This window comes from Bacillus sp. AF23, assembly GCF_020861455.1.
Taxonomy (GTDB): Bacteria; Bacillota; Bacilli; order Bacillales; family Bacillaceae; genus Bacillus; species Bacillus halotolerans.
In genome coordinates, this window is the sequence record NZ_JAJHVY010000037.1 from 217,170 (window position 1) to 232,133 (window position 14,964).

The window sequence follows — 14,964 nt, forward strand, 5'->3', positions numbered from 1 at the left end:
GAGCGTTCCTCCTTACTTCGCATAACGGTTTACCGGTTTTTCTAAACCAAAATGCTCTCTCAATGTTGTGCCTTCATATTCTTTTCTGAACACGCCGCGCTCCTGTAAAATCGGAACCACTTTGTCAACGAACAGTTCAATTCCTTCCGGAAGAAGCGGAGGCATAATATTAAATCCGTCACAAGCTTTATGATCGACCCACTCCTGCATCTTGTCGGCAAGCTGTTCCGGCGTTCCGACAAAAATGTGATGGCCTCTGGAGCCTGCAACGTATTTGTAAAGCTCACGTATTGTCATATTGTCTCGTTCAGCCATTTCTTGAACAAGCTTAAATCGGCTCTTCACCGCGTTTGATGCATCCGCGTCAAGCTTTGGCAGCGGCCCGTCAAGCGGATATGCAGACAAATCAATTCCGCCTAAATAATTCTGAAGGATTTGCAGACCGACAGATGGAATGATTAAATCTTGAAGCTCTTGATATTTAGCCTGGGCCTCTTCTTCAGTGTCTGCGATGACCGGAAAAATGCCCGGCATGATCGCGATTTTCTCAGGATCGCGGCCAAACTCGGCTGCCTGCTTTTTAATTGATTGATAAAATTCCTGTGCCGATTCCAAATGGTTTTGCGCCGTGAAAATCACTTCAGCCGTTTTGGCAGCCAGCGCTTTCCCATCCCCTGATGAGCCCGCCTGAATAATGACCGGCTGGCCCTGCGGCGTTCTTGAAACGTTCAGAGGCCCGCGGACTGAGAAATAATCTCCTTTGTGGTTGAGCTCGTGCATTTTTTCTTTATCGAAGAATTCACCTGTTTCTTTATTGCGGATAAAGGCGTCCTCTTCCCATGAATCCCAAAGCCCCTTTACGGCCTCGACAAATTCTTCTGCCCGCTGATAGCGCAAGTGATGTTCGAGATGCTTTTCCCCGCTGAAATTCAGCGCTGTTGACTCAATGGATGAGGTCACGACATTCCATCCGGCACGGCCGTTGGACAGGTGATCCAGTGAGGCGAATTGTCTGGCAATGTGAAACGGCTCGCTATAAGTAGTAGAAGCTGTCGCTGTCAGGCCAATTCTTGACGTCACCTGCGCCAAAGCTGAGAGCAAAGTAAATGGCTCAAACCTTGTAAGCACATTCGGATGCGATTTGCTGTCAATTGACAGGCTGTCTGCTAAAAACAGCATATCCAGCTTGCCCCGCTCCGCTGTTCTCGCCAGCTGTTTAAAATAATCCAAGTTCATGCTCGCATCCGCAGGCGCGTCCGGATGCCGCCAAGACGCAACATGATGTCCGGTCCCCGCAAGAAAAACTCCTAATTTGATTTGCTTCTTTTTGCTTGTCATGACGTTACTCCTTTTATAATGTTTTAGGCTGAAAAGTCCGAAAAATAAACTCCTATATTCCTAGTCGTTTAATATGAATAAATCAAAATGTACATTTGTATTGCGAGTTTGTCAATGAGTTGAGATTAATTTTTTCTATTTAAGCTGAAAAGACCCTTGCGTGACCATAATGGAACGGCATTGGTTCATTCAACTAGTGCAATAACCTCTATATCGGCAAGAAAACTGAGTCTGATGAAGCAAAGACTCAGTTTTTATATAAGATTTCGCCATTTCCTTTCCCTTTTCTTTCGCTTTTAGCAAACTGCCTACCCATTCAAACGCCGTAACGATCGTATAAAAAAACAGCTGACTCCGGATTTAAACCGGAATCAGCTGATTGATGTGAATTAATTAAGCTCATGAATACTTTCTTCTGCTTTAGCGGAAAACACTTTAGGCTCCAAACAGTCAAGGTCTTCATGAAACAAATTTACTTTTTGGATTTGCCGATTGTCATAGTGGTGGAAATAGTAGTTTCCCGTGTCGTTGCACATCACGGAAGTATATTGCGTATAATGAATTTCGTCTTTTTCCGTTATTACTGCGCCCTTGGGTATCGTCATATTTGCCAAAATTTGAAAAGCGGCTGTTACACCTTTCGTTTCATCGGCTGCCGGCTCTAGGTGTTCTTTCAAATAAACAGCTCTGACAAACCGGGAGGGCGGTGTATAATCCCCCGGCAGGCCTACAGTCCCTAGGCCTTGGCCAAAAGCGGAAAGGGCTAATCCGCCCATTTCTTTGCTCTCTAATTGCTTCGGTCTGATTCCTGTATATTGCTGCAGATTGGTTACATGCCATGTAAAGTCGGGGCTGTTCGTCATGACACCAGGTTGATTGTCATAGACGTTGAGGCCATCTGCTCTCGGTTCTATCGTCAGGCTGCGTCCCGTCCGGTCTGACAATATCCAGTGGAGCGGTAAAACCGTATCCAATAGATCTAATTTTTTCTCTACAATCGTTAAAGATCGAATCTTTTCTTTCACGTCATCCAAAGACTTACAGACTGACAGCGCCCATGTCACAAACTCATGCGGGGCAATATGTACGGTGTTTTCCCGTATCGTTTTTTCGTACTCCGCATAGCCCGGAAAATAAAGTGCAGCACACGATAAACCGTTTTCATTAACGCCGTCTGCAAATAAAATATTTCCGAGTTTTCTCCCCATACCGATAAATGCGTACTGTGTCTGATGGGCCTTTCCGTCAGCTTCACTACTCCAACTGTAACGGCGCGGATAGAGAATAACCTCTGTCCCCAGCTGAAATGCAAAATCCATTGTTCTCGCTAATACATGTTTACGGTCAGCGGTTTCCAATGTAAGACTTGTGCACATCTGATCAGTCCCCTTTTCAATTCAGATTAATACCATACATATTGTGAACGAATTGGTTTTATCAGCATAACGAAAGTCAAATCGATTCGTCAAAGAATTGACATTACATCAAATAAAACGAAAAAATCCAGCCTTTAAAAGGCTGGATTTTTTATTTAGCCAAAACAAGCTCGTGAATCGCATGCGCAACGCCATGTTCATTATTGGAGCGCGTTTGAAAGTTTGCGGCCTCAAGCACTTCCGGAATGGCGTTTGCCATGGCAACGCCGCAGCCGGCCCATTCGATCATTGTCAGATCGTTGCCGTTGTCGCCTATGCTCATGACTTCCGCCTGCTCGATTCCGAGCAGATTCGCCAGCTGACGCACAGCGTTTCCTTTGCTTGCTTCCGGATGCAGAATTTCGTAAAAGAAAGGAGCGCTTCTGACCATCGTATACTTTTCTCTCACGTCTTTCGGTATCGATGTAATGACTTGGCTTAAGTGTTCTGGTTGATCAATAAACATCACTTTCGGAATGAGAATGTCTTTAGGCATCTCCTCAATCTTGCGGTAATGAAGCGGCACCTGTGTCACGTACGACTCATATACGGTAAATTCGCTGATATCACGGTTAGGCGTATACAGGTTGGCTGAGTCGAAGAAGTGCATCGGTGTCTTCAGCTCTAAGCTCAGATCATATAATGATGCCAAATCATCATATCCTAGAGACAATTCCGTCACCACTTCTTTTGTATGCGTATTTTGAACAAGCGCCCCATTATAGGCAATGACGTAGTCGCCTTCCTCAATTAAATTGAGTTCATCTAAGTATCTCCGAACACCTCCGATAGGCCGGCCGGTGCAAAGGACAATTTTTACCCCTTCCGCTTTTGCGGCATGCAGTGCGTCGCGGACCTCCGCCGTCACTTCATGATGATCATTTAAAAGTGTTCCGTCCATATCAATTGCTATTAATTTGTACATCCTGCATCTCCTTCGTGTCGTTTTCAGGCTATAGTCCCATCATATCGTTTTTTCTTTTTGATATTCAACTGAAAGCGATGATTTTCTCCTGTTTCTGTTTAGTCGTCTGCCTTGTCTCCGGATCCGCGTGCGCGGCTTTCGCTTTCGTTCTTCACCCTTTTCGCCGCTTTCTGCTTGTTTCTGTTTCATCAGCAGGAAGCCGGCAGCTAAAAATGGAATACCCGTGATATTTAAGATTGCAAGCTTCACACCCGCCGCCGCCAAAAAATATGCCCATGAAGATGAAGGATTCCGTCTGATCATCACATAAGCAGCCATTTCCAGAACAATCATGACCCCATGAAGCACTAAACAATAGATAAGCAATGCAATCACAAAAAATAGAACATAATTCACCATGGCGCCCGAGTACATCATAGAACGCAGCATTTGCATAAACGATAACGACTGCATCGTTCCGTTTATGACATTCGGATTGTAGATCGTATAGTCACTAAATAAATGTTTGATTTTGAGAAAAGCCCATAATACCAACAACCACTGAATGATATGTAAAATAAGGCCTGTTAACACCAGTCTTTCCGCTTTTTTATTTCTCATGTTTCTCCTCCTTGCGGGCCTTTGACTCGATTCTTGTCATCGTTTTTTCCTGACCATTTTGCTCCCATATCAACGTCCCGTCTTTCCCTCTTTTCAGTTTGCTTTTGAGCGGATAATAGGAGCCAAGGTACTGGATCTCAATGGAACCGTCAGCGCTTTGAGATATTACCTTGTATTCCATAAAGGGCAGCTGCACCTCTCCTCTCCCTTCAATCACCTCCGTCTCCAGCACCTTGTCTTTGGTAAATGTGACCGTTGCTGATTTCACGCCATCCATGGGACCGGGGATAATGCCCTCATCCCAAGTTCCGTAATAAAACGGCGTCTCGTCTTTTGGCTGCTGACAGCCCGAAATGATGAGACATACAGCAGACAGGAACACAATAACAGGTCCTTTTCTGCTCAGCGTCATCACCGTCCTTTCTTACTTTTTTAGGCGAATGCCGTGTCACTGTGCCAATGACTACATAGATTATAAGGAATTCACCCACATTTCTTTTTAAGGAGATTGATTACATGAACCCTTATCAATATTACAGCCCGCAGCTCCCTCAGCAGGAACCCTACTATAGCCAATATGAATACAATCCATATCCGGAGCAGGATGTATACCAGCCATACCAGACGGACAGACAGCCGGCATTGGAAAGAAGAATCGCTGCTCTTGAACGGCAAAACGAACAGCAGACAAGAGAATTAACCCGTCTGTCGAATGAGGATCGCCGTCAAAACCGGGAAATTGCAAGGTTGGCCGATCAGGTCAATCAGCTAAGCCAGACTGTTGAACGCCATACACGCCGCTTAAACCGGCTCAATCAGCGCCTCCGCGCCGTAGAAAACAGATTAAATATCCCATTTACTGCGGGCGAAGGCGGTTTCTGAAGCAAGAAAAGAAAAAAGCGGAATACGATTCTCCAGATGTCGGAGTTTCGTTTTCCGCTATTCTTATGTGCAGAGCGGAACATTTACATAAAAAGGGTTTTTACAAGTATACAATCTTTGCCGATTTCATTCAAAGATAGAGGGGGTAAGGAAAATAATTGTAGTTCCCCTTTTGCAGAATTTCTTTTGGTTAGGGTCGCATGATAATACCGACAAATGTCAATTGAACATACGGAGGGGTCATTTATGCACAATACGCAACACAGCCTGCAGCAGCTGAACCAGTGCCGCCAGACAGCTCAGCAGCTTATTCAGCAAACACAGCAAAGCAGCAACCAATATCGTCAAATGCTTCATCAGGAGCAGCAAAACATTCAAATGCTGCAACAGATTCTAAACCACGAACAACAAGCTGCACATACCATTCAGCAAGCGCTGCACGGACACGACATGGCCATTCAAAAGTGCCAGCAGGTTGTCAACATGTGCAACCAAATGCAACAAGAAATCACTGGACAATCAAGCGTGATGAATACGAATGTGTCTACACTTCCATTCGGCCAAAACACACCATTCCAGCAGCATACCTATCAGCAGTAGCATTTAAAAAGCTCAACACAATGTTTAGTGTTGAGCTTTTTTCTTACCGTTCTTTGCGAATATGTATATCTTGAATAGACTGTTTCGGCGCATGAAATCTGCTCTCGGCTTCAATTCTTGCCTCAGCAAAGGTCCGTGCCTCCACATTGTCTTTGTAGACATCCAGCTGAATCAGATACAGCGGTCGCACTTTAAAACCGTGAATAATCGTCACAGCCCACAACGGGAGCACAATAAGTAATCCGGGCGGATCAGGCAGCACGAAAGCAAACGCAAATACGAAAAAATAAATGATTCCGTATATGATCCACTTTTTATTTCTAACCTTGATGCCAATAAATAAAAAGGCAAAAAAACTGGTAATGGCAAAAGGCATGAAAATAAACAGCATCCACCAGCTATGAAGCCATTCCCATGCGGCACCTCTTTTTGTGATTTCCATATTTTCCTCCTCCTATTTACCTATAATAATCGATTAAGAATACCGCGTCACTTGTATAACAAAAACTTTCTCCTTTTAAAATAGTGATAGACGGGGCACAGGTTTCTTGCTATATTATTAATTGATAATGATAATCATTACTAATGGATCAAAATACATATTGGAGGGTTCTTGATGAAAAAGAACACATTGCTCGTGGGCATGCTGGTGCTGCTCCTCATGTTTGTCAGTGCTTGCAGCGGCACGGCTTCGAAAGGAAGCTCAGGTGATTCAGCTTCCGAAAAGACAGAAATGAGAACATACAAATCAACAAAAGGGAACGTCAACATTCCTGCACATCCGAAACGCATCGTCACTGATTTTTATGCTGGGGAATTGCTGTCTGTCGGGGCAAATGTGGTCGGCTCGGGCTCATGGTCATTTGATAATCCATTTTTAAAATCAAAGCTGAAAGATGTAAAGGATGTCGGTGATCCGATCAGCGTTGAGAAAGTCATGGAGCTTCAGCCTGACTTAATTGTTGTCATGAATGAAGAGAATGTCGATAAATTAAAGAAAATCGCTCCAACCGTTGTCGTTCCTTATAACACCGCGAAAAACGTCGAAGATACCGTTGCAATGTTCGGAGATATTGCGGGTGCCAAGGATAAAGCAAAAGCATTTATGGCTGACTTTAACAAAAAAGCGGAAGCAGCCAAAAAGAAAATAGCCGGCGTCATCGACAAAGATGCGACCTTCGGCATTTATGAAAACACGGACAAGGGCGAATTCTGGGTCTTCAATGACAATGGCGGACGCGGCGGCCAAGCTGTATACAATGCGCTTGGGTTAAAAGCGCCTGAAAAAATTGAACAAGATGTCATCAAAAAAGGAGAGATGAAACAGCTCTCTCAAGAGGTCATTCCTGAGTATGCCGCAGATTATATGTTCATTACGGACTACAATCCGAAAGGCGAAAGCAAAACACTCGACAAGCTGGAGAATTCCTCTATTTGGAAAAACCTTGACGCTGTTAAACATAATCGCGTGTTTATCAATGACTTTGACACGTTCTACCCGTACGACCCGATTTCTGTCAGCAAACAGGTGGATATCATCACCGACATGCTGATCAAACGGGCCGAAGAAAATAAAAAATAAAGAAAATGGCACAGTTATGACACTGTGCCGTTTTTTATGATTCACTTTAATGCTGACTGTACGGAGTGCGGCATATCTTCAAACCTGACTTCTTCCCAAGTCTCGACATACTTTCCTTTTGCCTTCACCTTCAAATACGCGTTCTTCTGAAGGTCTTTACCGGCGAAAAAGGTCACTTCTTCTTTTTTTCCGGATGCAAGATATCCGTCTAATGTATACTCAGTACCGCCTGGGCTAAGATGTTTGCCATCTCGATCAATCTGCACATAGACATCTTGCTGGTGAATAAACGGATTAAATCTGTCTGTAACATCGTTATGAAAAAAGAGAAGCCCGCATATTATGGCAGCAGCCGCCAAGACGGCCAGGATTGCCATTGCTTTTTTCATCTTTGCACTCCCCTTACTTGTTCATTTTTTTCAAATAGCTTGACCGCACCGCGAGGAAGAACAGAAGCTGAAAAAGGAAAAACCCTCCAATGGTGAGACTGAGCGGTCCCGCTACAACGGAATAGCCATCCACGGCCAATGTTCTCAAGGCAAACAGCGTATGCATGACAGCAATGACAAATGGAAAGAAAAAGAGAATCGCCAATTGTATCGTCACGCTTTGTGACATCTCACGCTCACTCAAACCGATTTTGGCCAGCGAACGGTAACGCTCCCGATCTTCTTCTAAATCGGTGAACAGCCTGAAATATAAGAAACTTGCTGCCGCGATAAAGAAGACGATCGCGATAAACAGGCCGATGAATAAACTTAAGCTCGGCAGCTGCACCGTATCATAGTAAGTCCCGGCTTTTGCCATAAAATCAGAATGCACGTCGATATAATTGCCGTAAATCTCATTTTTCAAGGATTGGCTGAACCCAAGACTGTCTTTCCAATGATCATACCTGTAGCCGTATAATGTCGCTTTATCACCGAGTGATTTGAGCTGATCAAAGGTTTTATCGTTCACCGCGATGATGGCATTTAATGAAATCAGCGGTTTTTTGACTTCTTTTACCGACAGTTTTTGGTCAGACGGCTTGCCTTTTTGGTTCAGCAGCTTCAGCTGATCCGGCGCTTCGTTTTTGAAATTGCGGTCATACGTGCCCGGGAAAAAGACAGCCTCACCATTTTTCAGGCCGTTCAGCTTGACATGGAAGTATTTTGATACATCCGATTCGCTGATCATGTAAACAGGGGGAACCGTTTCTCCTTCCTGATAGCGAACATAAGAAACATCTATTTCGTCTTTCTTATACGTAAAGCCGTGTGTTTTCAGTTCATGGTCAATTTTTTTCAAATGCGTCTGTTCTTTTGGATTGCCGCTGTAAGATATATACTCCATCTCATAAGCGGACTCTTCCGCCCCGACGGTCGATTTGTACATCACGAGCACGCCCGTAGCCGTAAACGCAACCGCGGAAATCATGCTGACAATAAAGAACAGGCGGGCGTTGTCTTTTAAACGATAGACAAGGTCAGAAACCCAAATGATATTTTTCCCGCGCAGATAAAAGGTTTTCCACTTCTTCAGCGCGCGCAGAATCCAGATGCTGCTTTGGCTGAAAAAGAAATACGTTCCGATAACGGTGAGCAGTAAAATGATAAACGGTTCGGTCCCGTGGACATTGCCTTTAAGGACCATGCCGTACCCGCCGCACAGACAGGCGATGCCGAATAAGGACAGTAGCACGGACGGCTTTGGCTCCGGCTTAATCTTGTCAGTGCCCTTTATTAATTTGATAACCGTATTTGATCTGACAAAAAGGATCGTAAACTGCGATAAAAGGAAAAATAAGAGCAGAAATCCGCCAGCCGTAATACCGAGCGCTTTCCAAGGCATATACAAAGGCAGCGCGTCCATTTCTAAAATATAAGCGCCGACCGTAAAGAACGTCTTTGAAAAAATGAATCCTCCGATAATGCCGGCTGCAATTGACATGACGCCGATGATCACATTTTCCGCAGTAATGAGCTTTCTTAGCTGCCCCGGCGTGATGCCCTGCATGAGCAGGATGCCGAATTCTTTATTTCTCGATTTCAAAAATGCATTAACCGAATACAGAACAAATAAGAAAGAAAAAACAAAGATCATCCATTCCGCGGCGGTTAATCCTTTTTTGGCGATATTATTCAGGTAGCCTTCCTTTAATGCCGGATGAAACAGGAACATCGCAAAGGTAAAGAAAATCAAAACGGAAAAGGCGCTGCTTAAAAAGAATGCAAGATAGGCCCTTTTGTTTCTGGTGACGTTTTTATAAGCGAACTGAAGAAAGGTCATTTGCGTTTCCCCCCAGCATAGACAGCACATCAAGAATTTGTTCATAAAATACTTGGCGGTTTTCCCCGCGGTAAATCTCATTAAACAGTTCGCCGTCTTTTATAAAGATGACGCGGCGGCAGTAGCTTGCCGCAACAGGATCGTGGGTCACCATCAAAGCCGTGACATGATCATCCTGATTCAGGCTCTGCATCGTTTCCATGACGTCTTTTGACGCTTTGGAATCAAGGTTTCCCGTCGGTTCATCGGCCAGGATGAGTGACGGCTTATGAATGACCGCTCTTGCGATGGCGGCCCGCTGGCGCTGGCCTCCGGACACTTCAAACGTCCGTTTGTTGAGCAGGTCTTCGATTCCAAGCTTTTCCGCGATGCCTTGCAGTTTTTCTTCCATTACAGACGGCGCTTCTTTTTCAAGCGTTAATGGCAGCATAATATTTTCACCGATCGTCAGCGTGTCCAGAAGGTTGAAATCCTGAAACACAAATCCGAGCTGCTTTCGGCGGAAATGAGCGAGCTTTGTCCGCTTCAGGCGATGCGGGTTTTCTCCGTGAATCAGGATATCGCCTGAATCCGGACGGTCGATCGTTGAAATGATATTCAAAAGGGTTGTTTTTCCGGAGCCGGACGGTCCCATCACCGCCGTGAACTCGCCTTCTTCTATAGAAAATGAAATTTGCTTTAAGGCTTGATAGGACACTTGTCCTTTATAGGTTTTATTTATATGTTTGACTTCAAGCATATTCGCCATGAAAATCCTCCTTATGGTTTTATTCTTGTTGGTCTGGGCTGCTTTCATGTAGTATCGGGGCGTTCGACATAAAAATTCCCCTTGACATAAATCCATGTTATCAAGGGGAAACAAAACGAGCTATGTTGTTTTCTTAACGCAGCCTTACACTTTTGTAAGAAATGAAAATCGAACCGATGTCCCTTCACCGGGAGACGAGCTGATGTCCACCGTATGATTGAGCTTGTCCGTAATTTCTTTGACGAGATGGAGGCCGATTCCCGTAGATTCTTGGAAACGCCGTCCGTTTTCACCGGTATAATAAGGGTCAAACACCCGCTTGATGTCTTGGGAGGGAATGCCGACACCGTAATCTTTGACTTCAAGCACCGTCCTGTCTTCATCGCGGGAGACATTCAGCTCAAGTCTGTCACTCTTGCCCGCTGAATACTTGACCGCATTTGTGACCACTTGGCCGATCGCAAATTTGAGCCATTTTGCATCGGTGTAAATCTTATGATCATCGCAAATGTTCATTTTCGGATAAACGCGGTATTGAATAAAAAATCGTTTATAGCTTTGAATGACTGATTGGAGAAGCTCGGACAGGGAAACCGCTTCAATTTTAAAATCCCGTTCAAACAGGTCGAGCCTTGAAGAATAAAGAAGCGTCTCCAGCCCGAATTCAATCTGCCGGACTTCTTTTTTGATTTGTTCAAAAACGGGCTCATCCTCTTCCTGAATGATTAAATTAATGACCGACAGCGGCGTCTTTACTTGGTGCACCCATTGATTCATATACGTCACGCGCGCGTCAAGCTTGGCTTCGGTCTCATGGAGCTTCTGGTGCTGCAGCCGGATCAGCTCCATCTGCTTTTCATACAGCTCTGAACAAAACACTGAAGAACCGAGATACGGGATGTCCGTCCCTTCCTGTCCCGAGCTGAGCCAATGATACACGCCGCGGTCTTTGTACCAGCGATAGGCAAGATAACCCGCCAAAATAAGAAGCTGCACGCCCAATATGTAAAACAAGTGAGAAAAAGAATGAAGACCCGCAAACCAGTAATAAAAGAAGACAAACAGCCCTTGAAGGAGAAAAAGCAGAATCAGCACTGTATGAGACCGGAGAAACAGCTTCATGACTGCGCCCTCAGCTGGTAGCCTTCGCCCCGCACCGATTCAATCGAAACAGGCGCATTCAGCTCCCGCAGTTTTTTTCTGAGCCGCGTGATATACACGTTAAGTGTATTATCATCGACGAAAATGTCGGTGTCCCACGTTTTTTCCATGAGCCTGTCTCTTCCCGTCACCTTTTCTCCCCGCTCCAGCAGCACTTCCAAAAGCTTACTTTCTTTTTTAGAAAGCTCGCTTTTTTCGTCATGAAAGCGCAGTTCAAACCGTTCCACAAAGAGCTGCACGCCGGCATATTCAACCACTTTCTCCCCCTGTTTTGCGGCGTACTCTCCGTATGCCCTGCGGATCTGGCTTTTGATTTTCGCCAGCACAATATCGTAGGAAAACGGTTTTTCGATATAATCGTCTCCGCCGTTTTCAATCGCCATCACCTGATCCATTTCCCCGTTTCTGGCTGAAATGAAAATGATCGGGCTTGTGGAGTGCTGGCGGATCTGGCGGCACCAATAATAGCCGTCATAGGACGGCAGGTTGATATCAAGCAGCACCACATCAGGCTTTTCTCGCAAAAAGACATCAAGAACAGCCGTGAAATCCGCGGCGACCACGGTTTGGTATCCGTATTTTTCAAGATAATTCTGCAATAGTCCGCGAATGTCTTCACTGTCTTCTACAATCATGATTTTATTCAAACTGAACCACTCCCGTTTCTTACACTGCTGCCATCATCATAATCGTTTCGGGGGTACGGACGCAACACCGCACAAAAAAACCGCCATCTCGGCGGTTTCAGGTCTCTTCAGCCGACCTGCTGCTTAGCTGCTTTACCGGCTGATCCGAACTCTCTCATTTTGCTTCGCACTGTCTCTTCCACGGCTCCAATGCCGGGTGTCATATAGCCGCGCGGTTCGTACAGATCGCTGTTTTCCTGAAACATGCGGCGTGTTTCGTTTGTCCAGGCTACCATACATTCCGTATTGATATTGATCTTCGCGTGGCCGAGCGTGATGGCTTTTTTGATCTGATTCTGCGGAATCCCGGATGCCCCGTGAAGAACGAGGGGAATATCAGTCATGCGGGAGATAGCCTCCATTTCCTTAAATCCGAGATTCGGCTCACCCTGATATTTGCCGTGTACAGAGCCGAGGGCAGCGGCTAGCGCGTCGATATTGGTTTCTTTGACGATCCGCTCACATTCCGTGATATCGGCATAGCGGACCCCGCCGACCAGCCCGTCTTCCATTCCTCCGACCGTGCCGACTTCGGCTTCTACTGACACGCCGTGCTTTGCGGCATAATCGGTGACTTCTTTCGTCATCGCAATATTCTCGTCAATCGGCTGATGTGACCCGTCAATCATCACTGAACTAAATCCCGCGTCAATCGCTTGTTTGCAGCGCTCCACACTGCTTCCGTGATCAAGGTGAAGCACCACGGGAACGGTGATTGATAATTCTTCAATCAGAGCATTGACCATCGCGGCTACGGTTTTAAATCCGCCTAAGTAGTCGATTAACCGATCCGATGCCGCCGCGATCACAGGTGACTGTTCTTCCTCTGCCGCCTGCAAAATCGCCTTCGTCCACTGCAGGCCGTTGATATTAAACTGCCCGATCGCGTATTGCTCCCGCTTTGCATCTTCAAGAAGCTCTTTCATCGATACAAAAGCCATGTTCACCCCTCCTTTACATTACATGCTGAAATATTTTGATACCGCATCAATTGTAGTTTCTTTCGCTGTTTGAATCGTTTCTTCCGCACTGAGCTTATAGTATTCAGGCCGGAACAGCTCAACGGATACCACATCAGAGAAGCCGATTTCCTTGAGGGCTGATAAGTGGGCATCCAAGTCAATCGCCCCTTGGCCGGGCCATACGCGATCTTCATCCGTTAAAAAGCCGATTGGGAAATCTTCCGTATCGTCAATATGATAAATAAAGATTTTCTTCCCGTCCGCCTGCTTTAAGCTTTCAATATTTGATCCCATCGCATGGAAGTGGAAGCTGTCAAAGACAAGCCCGACATTGTCGCGGCTGACAGTATTGATGATGTCATACGCCTGTTCAAATGTATTGACCGTACATTGCGGATGTCCGACAAATTCAAGGGCGATTTTTACGCCGTACAGTTCGGCGATATCAGAAAGCTCAGTCAGAACCTCTACACAGCTCTTTTTAATCTCTTCTTTTAAGATTTTCTGCTCTGTCACAAGCGGAACGGCCACCACATATTTCACACCGAGGGTTTTGCAGGTTTCCATCATGCCCTTAAATTCAGCAATGATCTGCTGATAGCCCTTTTCATCACGGTTATTGAAGAAAACGAGTGCGTTTAAGGCAAGCGGTTTAATGTGATGGGTTTGAAAGTATTCCGCAAGATCGGCCAATGAATGGTCTTTTAAGTACTCCGGCAGCTTATCCATTGTGCGGATTTCAATATAATCATAGCCATGCTTTTCGCATAGCTCTAAATCCTGTTTAAGATTTGAGTTTTCCAATGTAGTTGCTTCATTAAAACAAAGTTTCATGTCAGACTCCCCCATCTGCGTGTTAGATATGAAGGGAGTTCGGCAGGAAGGCTGTTCGCCATATCCCGCCGAACTCCATGCTCAGCTTATGCCAGACCTAATTCTTCTTTCATTTTTTTAAGCATAAATCGGCTTGATTCATCCGCTCTTTCGTCGACCCAAGCAAACACGGCATTCGTCGCAATTCCGTCGAACTTCATCTCTCTCAGTTTTCTGAAAATCGTATCAAAATCAACCTCGCCTTGACCAATGTCCAAATGCTGGTGAACCGTTACTTTCGCGTCAGGCGGATTGACGATGTAACGCAGGCCGTGAGCCGCTTTATGATTAAAGGTATCTGCAAATAAAACGTGTGTGAGACGGTCGCCGGCTTCGTCAAACATGGTCGCGATATCGCCTTTTCCGTCATCATAGAAGAACGTATGCGCAGTCGAGTAGACAAGGTTGATCCAATCCTTGTCGAGCGCGCGGATCATATCCATCGCACCTTTGTGCGTTTCGATAAAATCGTACGGATGAGCTTGAAGATTGAGTTTAATGCCTTCTTTTTCAAAGACTGGCAGAAGCTCATCCATGGATTTGATGAATTTTTCTTCGCTTGTTAAAGGATCATATTTTGAACCGCTGAATTCACTGTTCATCAAATCCACTTCAAGTTCTACCGCAATTTCGATCGCCCTTTTCCAGTTGCGCACCGCAGCCTGGCGGCGGTCTTCTTCAGGACCCGCCCAGTGATAAAGCGGAAGGAGTGATGAAAGCTTAACACCTGTATCTCTTAAAAGCCGCTTTAATTGTTTGATCTTTGCTGAATCGACTTTCGGATATTTATAGAATGGACAAAAATCCTCGCGCGGGGAAAGTTCGATATATTCATAGCCAAGCTCCGCCGTTTTATAGACCATTTCCTCCAACGTTAAATCATCTCGATACATCGATGGATCCAATGCTAATTTCATTTTT

At 45.3% G+C, this 14,964-nt stretch carries 17 protein-coding genes and 1 pseudogene; 3 read left to right on the plus strand and 15 right to left on the minus strand.

Annotated features, from left to right (window positions below):
• Positions 1-12: 12 nt before the first annotated feature.
• The 6 genes and pseudogenes from LNN34_RS20415 to LNN34_RS20440 all read right to left on the minus strand — a co-directional run bounded on the left by LNN34_RS20415 (position 13) and on the right by LNN34_RS20440 (position 4,690).
• A complete protein-coding gene (locus LNN34_RS20415) occupies positions 13-1,338 on the minus strand; it encodes an LLM class flavin-dependent oxidoreductase (protein WP_229044428.1) in 1,326 nt (441 codons plus the stop codon).
• A 185-nt stretch (positions 1,339-1,523) separates the two neighbouring features.
• Positions 1,524-1,741: pseudogene (locus LNN34_RS20420) on the minus strand (hypothetical protein).
• Complete coding sequence (yxeI, locus tag LNN34_RS20425; RefSeq protein ID WP_229044429.1) at positions 1,728-2,714, minus strand: penicillin V amidase; 987 nt, start codon at positions 2,712-2,714, stop codon at positions 1,728-1,730. The pseudogene LNN34_RS20420 and the gene yxeI overlap by 14 nt, the downstream one beginning before the upstream one ends.
• A 151-nt stretch (positions 2,715-2,865) precedes the next feature.
• Entirely contained in the window at positions 2,866-3,678 is an 813-nt protein-coding gene (gene yidA, locus LNN34_RS20430) for a sugar-phosphatase (RefSeq protein ID WP_059335270.1), read from the minus strand.
• A 39-nt stretch (positions 3,679-3,717) separates the two neighbouring features.
• On the minus strand, positions 3,718-4,278 hold the full coding sequence (locus LNN34_RS20435; RefSeq protein ID WP_069486692.1) for a hypothetical protein: 561 nt from the start codon (positions 4,276-4,278) through the stop codon (positions 3,718-3,720).
• Entirely contained in the window at positions 4,268-4,690 is a 423-nt protein-coding gene (locus LNN34_RS20440; RefSeq protein ID WP_044160075.1) for a DUF3255 family protein, read from the minus strand. Before LNN34_RS20440 ends, LNN34_RS20435 begins: the two co-directional genes overlap by 11 nt.
• 104 nt (positions 4,691-4,794) lie before the next feature.
• On the opposite strand from LNN34_RS20440, the gene cotNE reads away from it, so the two are divergent.
• Both cotNE and LNN34_RS20450 read left to right on the plus strand, forming a co-directional pair.
• Entirely contained in the window at positions 4,795-5,160 is a 366-nt protein-coding gene (gene cotNE, locus LNN34_RS20445) for an inner spore coat protein CotNE (protein WP_044160076.1), read from the plus strand.
• A 246-nt stretch (positions 5,161-5,406) separates the two neighbouring features.
• Positions 5,407-5,760 carry a hypothetical protein gene (locus tag LNN34_RS20450; protein WP_103672015.1) on the plus strand — a complete coding sequence of 118 codons (354 nt, stop codon included), beginning with the start codon at positions 5,407-5,409 and terminating at the stop codon, positions 5,758-5,760.
• Between the two features lie 43 nt (positions 5,761-5,803).
• On the opposite strand, the gene LNN34_RS20455 is transcribed toward LNN34_RS20450, so the two are convergent.
• A complete protein-coding gene (locus LNN34_RS20455) occupies positions 5,804-6,202 on the minus strand; it encodes a hypothetical protein (RefSeq protein WP_229044430.1) in 399 nt (132 codons plus the stop codon).
• A 174-nt stretch (positions 6,203-6,376) separates the two neighbouring features.
• On the opposite strand from LNN34_RS20455, the gene LNN34_RS20460 reads away from it, so the two are divergent.
• Positions 6,377-7,342 (plus strand): iron-hydroxamate ABC transporter substrate-binding protein, encoded by a 966-nt coding sequence (locus LNN34_RS20460; RefSeq protein WP_216394712.1) that lies wholly within the window; start codon positions 6,377-6,379, stop codon positions 7,340-7,342.
• Positions 7,343-7,383: 41 nt separating this feature from the next.
• Here LNN34_RS20460 and LNN34_RS20465 read toward each other — a convergent pair whose 3' ends face one another.
• The 8 genes from LNN34_RS20465 to LNN34_RS20500 all read right to left on the minus strand — a co-directional run bounded on the left by LNN34_RS20465 (position 7,384) and on the right by LNN34_RS20500 (position 14,960).
• Positions 7,384-7,731: a YxeA family protein gene (locus LNN34_RS20465; RefSeq protein WP_229044432.1), complete on the minus strand. Its 348-nt coding sequence runs from the start codon at positions 7,729-7,731 to the stop codon at positions 7,384-7,386.
• A 13-nt stretch (positions 7,732-7,744) separates the two neighbouring features.
• A complete protein-coding gene (gene yxdM / locus LNN34_RS20470) occupies positions 7,745-9,613 on the minus strand; it encodes an ABC transporter permease YxdM (RefSeq protein ID WP_229044434.1) in 1,869 nt (622 codons plus the stop codon).
• Complete coding sequence (gene yxdL, locus LNN34_RS20475; protein WP_101859696.1) at positions 9,588-10,361, minus strand: ABC transporter ATP-binding protein YxdL; 774 nt, start codon at positions 10,359-10,361, stop codon at positions 9,588-9,590. Before yxdL ends, yxdM begins: the two co-directional genes overlap by 26 nt.
• A 144-nt stretch (positions 10,362-10,505) precedes the next feature.
• Positions 10,506-11,483: a two-component system sensor histidine kinase YxdK gene (gene yxdK, locus LNN34_RS20480; protein ID WP_229044436.1), complete on the minus strand. Its 978-nt coding sequence runs from the start codon at positions 11,481-11,483 to the stop codon at positions 10,506-10,508.
• Entirely contained in the window at positions 11,480-12,169 is a 690-nt protein-coding gene (yxdJ, locus tag LNN34_RS20485) for a two-component system response regulator YxdJ (RefSeq protein ID WP_024123439.1), read from the minus strand. The genes yxdK and yxdJ overlap by 4 nt, the downstream gene beginning before the upstream one ends.
• A gap of 107 nt (positions 12,170-12,276) precedes the next feature.
• A complete protein-coding gene (gene iolJ / locus LNN34_RS20490; RefSeq protein WP_229044438.1) occupies positions 12,277-13,149 on the minus strand; it encodes a 6-phospho-5-dehydro-2-deoxy-D-gluconate aldolase in 873 nt (290 codons plus the stop codon).
• A gap of 18 nt (positions 13,150-13,167) precedes the next feature.
• Positions 13,168-14,004, minus strand: a complete 837-nt coding sequence (gene iolI / locus LNN34_RS20495; protein WP_229044440.1) for a 2-keto-myo-inositol isomerase — start codon at positions 14,002-14,004, stop codon at positions 13,168-13,170.
• Positions 14,005-14,090: 86 nt separating this feature from the next.
• Positions 14,091-14,960, minus strand: coding sequence for a sugar phosphate isomerase/epimerase family protein (locus LNN34_RS20500; RefSeq protein ID WP_059335278.1), 870 nt, complete (start codon positions 14,958-14,960; stop codon positions 14,091-14,093).
• Between the last annotated feature and the right edge of the window lie 4 nt (positions 14,961-14,964).

Coding starts and splice junctions, on each gene's coding strand:
- cotNE (WP_044160076.1), top strand. CDS start 4,795: ATGAACCCTTATCAATATTACAGCCCGCAGCTCCCTCAGCAGGAACCC.
- LNN34_RS20440 (WP_044160075.1), bottom strand. CDS start 4,690: ATGACGCTGAGCAGAAAAGGACCTGTTATTGTGTTCCTGTCTGCTGTA.
- yxdK (WP_229044436.1), bottom strand. CDS start 11,483: ATGAAGCTGTTTCTCCGGTCTCATACAGTGCTGATTCTGCTTTTTCTC.
- LNN34_RS20435 (WP_069486692.1), bottom strand. CDS start 4,278: ATGAGAAATAAAAAAGCGGAAAGACTGGTGTTAACAGGCCTTATTTTA.
- LNN34_RS20460 (WP_216394712.1), top strand. CDS start 6,377: ATGAAAAAGAACACATTGCTCGTGGGCATGCTGGTGCTGCTCCTCATG.
- yxdM (WP_229044434.1), bottom strand. CDS start 9,613: ATGACCTTTCTTCAGTTCGCTTATAAAAACGTCACCAGAAACAAAAGG.
- LNN34_RS20455 (WP_229044430.1), bottom strand. CDS start 6,202: ATGGAAATCACAAAAAGAGGTGCCGCATGGGAATGGCTTCATAGCTGG.
- LNN34_RS20500 (WP_059335278.1), bottom strand. CDS start 14,960: ATGAAATTAGCATTGGATCCATCGATGTATCGAGATGATTTAACGTTG.
- iolI (WP_229044440.1), bottom strand. CDS start 14,004: ATGAAACTTTGTTTTAATGAAGCAACTACATTGGAAAACTCAAATCTT.
- LNN34_RS20465 (WP_229044432.1), bottom strand. CDS start 7,731: ATGAAAAAAGCAATGGCAATCCTGGCCGTCTTGGCGGCTGCTGCCATA.
- yidA (WP_059335270.1), bottom strand. CDS start 3,678: ATGTACAAATTAATAGCAATTGATATGGACGGAACACTTTTAAATGAT.
- LNN34_RS20450 (WP_103672015.1), top strand. CDS start 5,407: ATGCACAATACGCAACACAGCCTGCAGCAGCTGAACCAGTGCCGCCAG.
- LNN34_RS20415 (WP_229044428.1), bottom strand. CDS start 1,338: ATGACAAGCAAAAAGAAGCAAATCAAATTAGGAGTTTTTCTTGCGGGG.
- iolJ (WP_229044438.1), bottom strand. CDS start 13,149: ATGGCTTTTGTATCGATGAAAGAGCTTCTTGAAGATGCAAAGCGGGAG.
- yxdL (WP_101859696.1), bottom strand. CDS start 10,361: ATGGCGAATATGCTTGAAGTCAAACATATAAATAAAACCTATAAAGGA.
- yxeI (WP_229044429.1), bottom strand. CDS start 2,714: ATGTGCACAAGTCTTACATTGGAAACCGCTGACCGTAAACATGTATTA.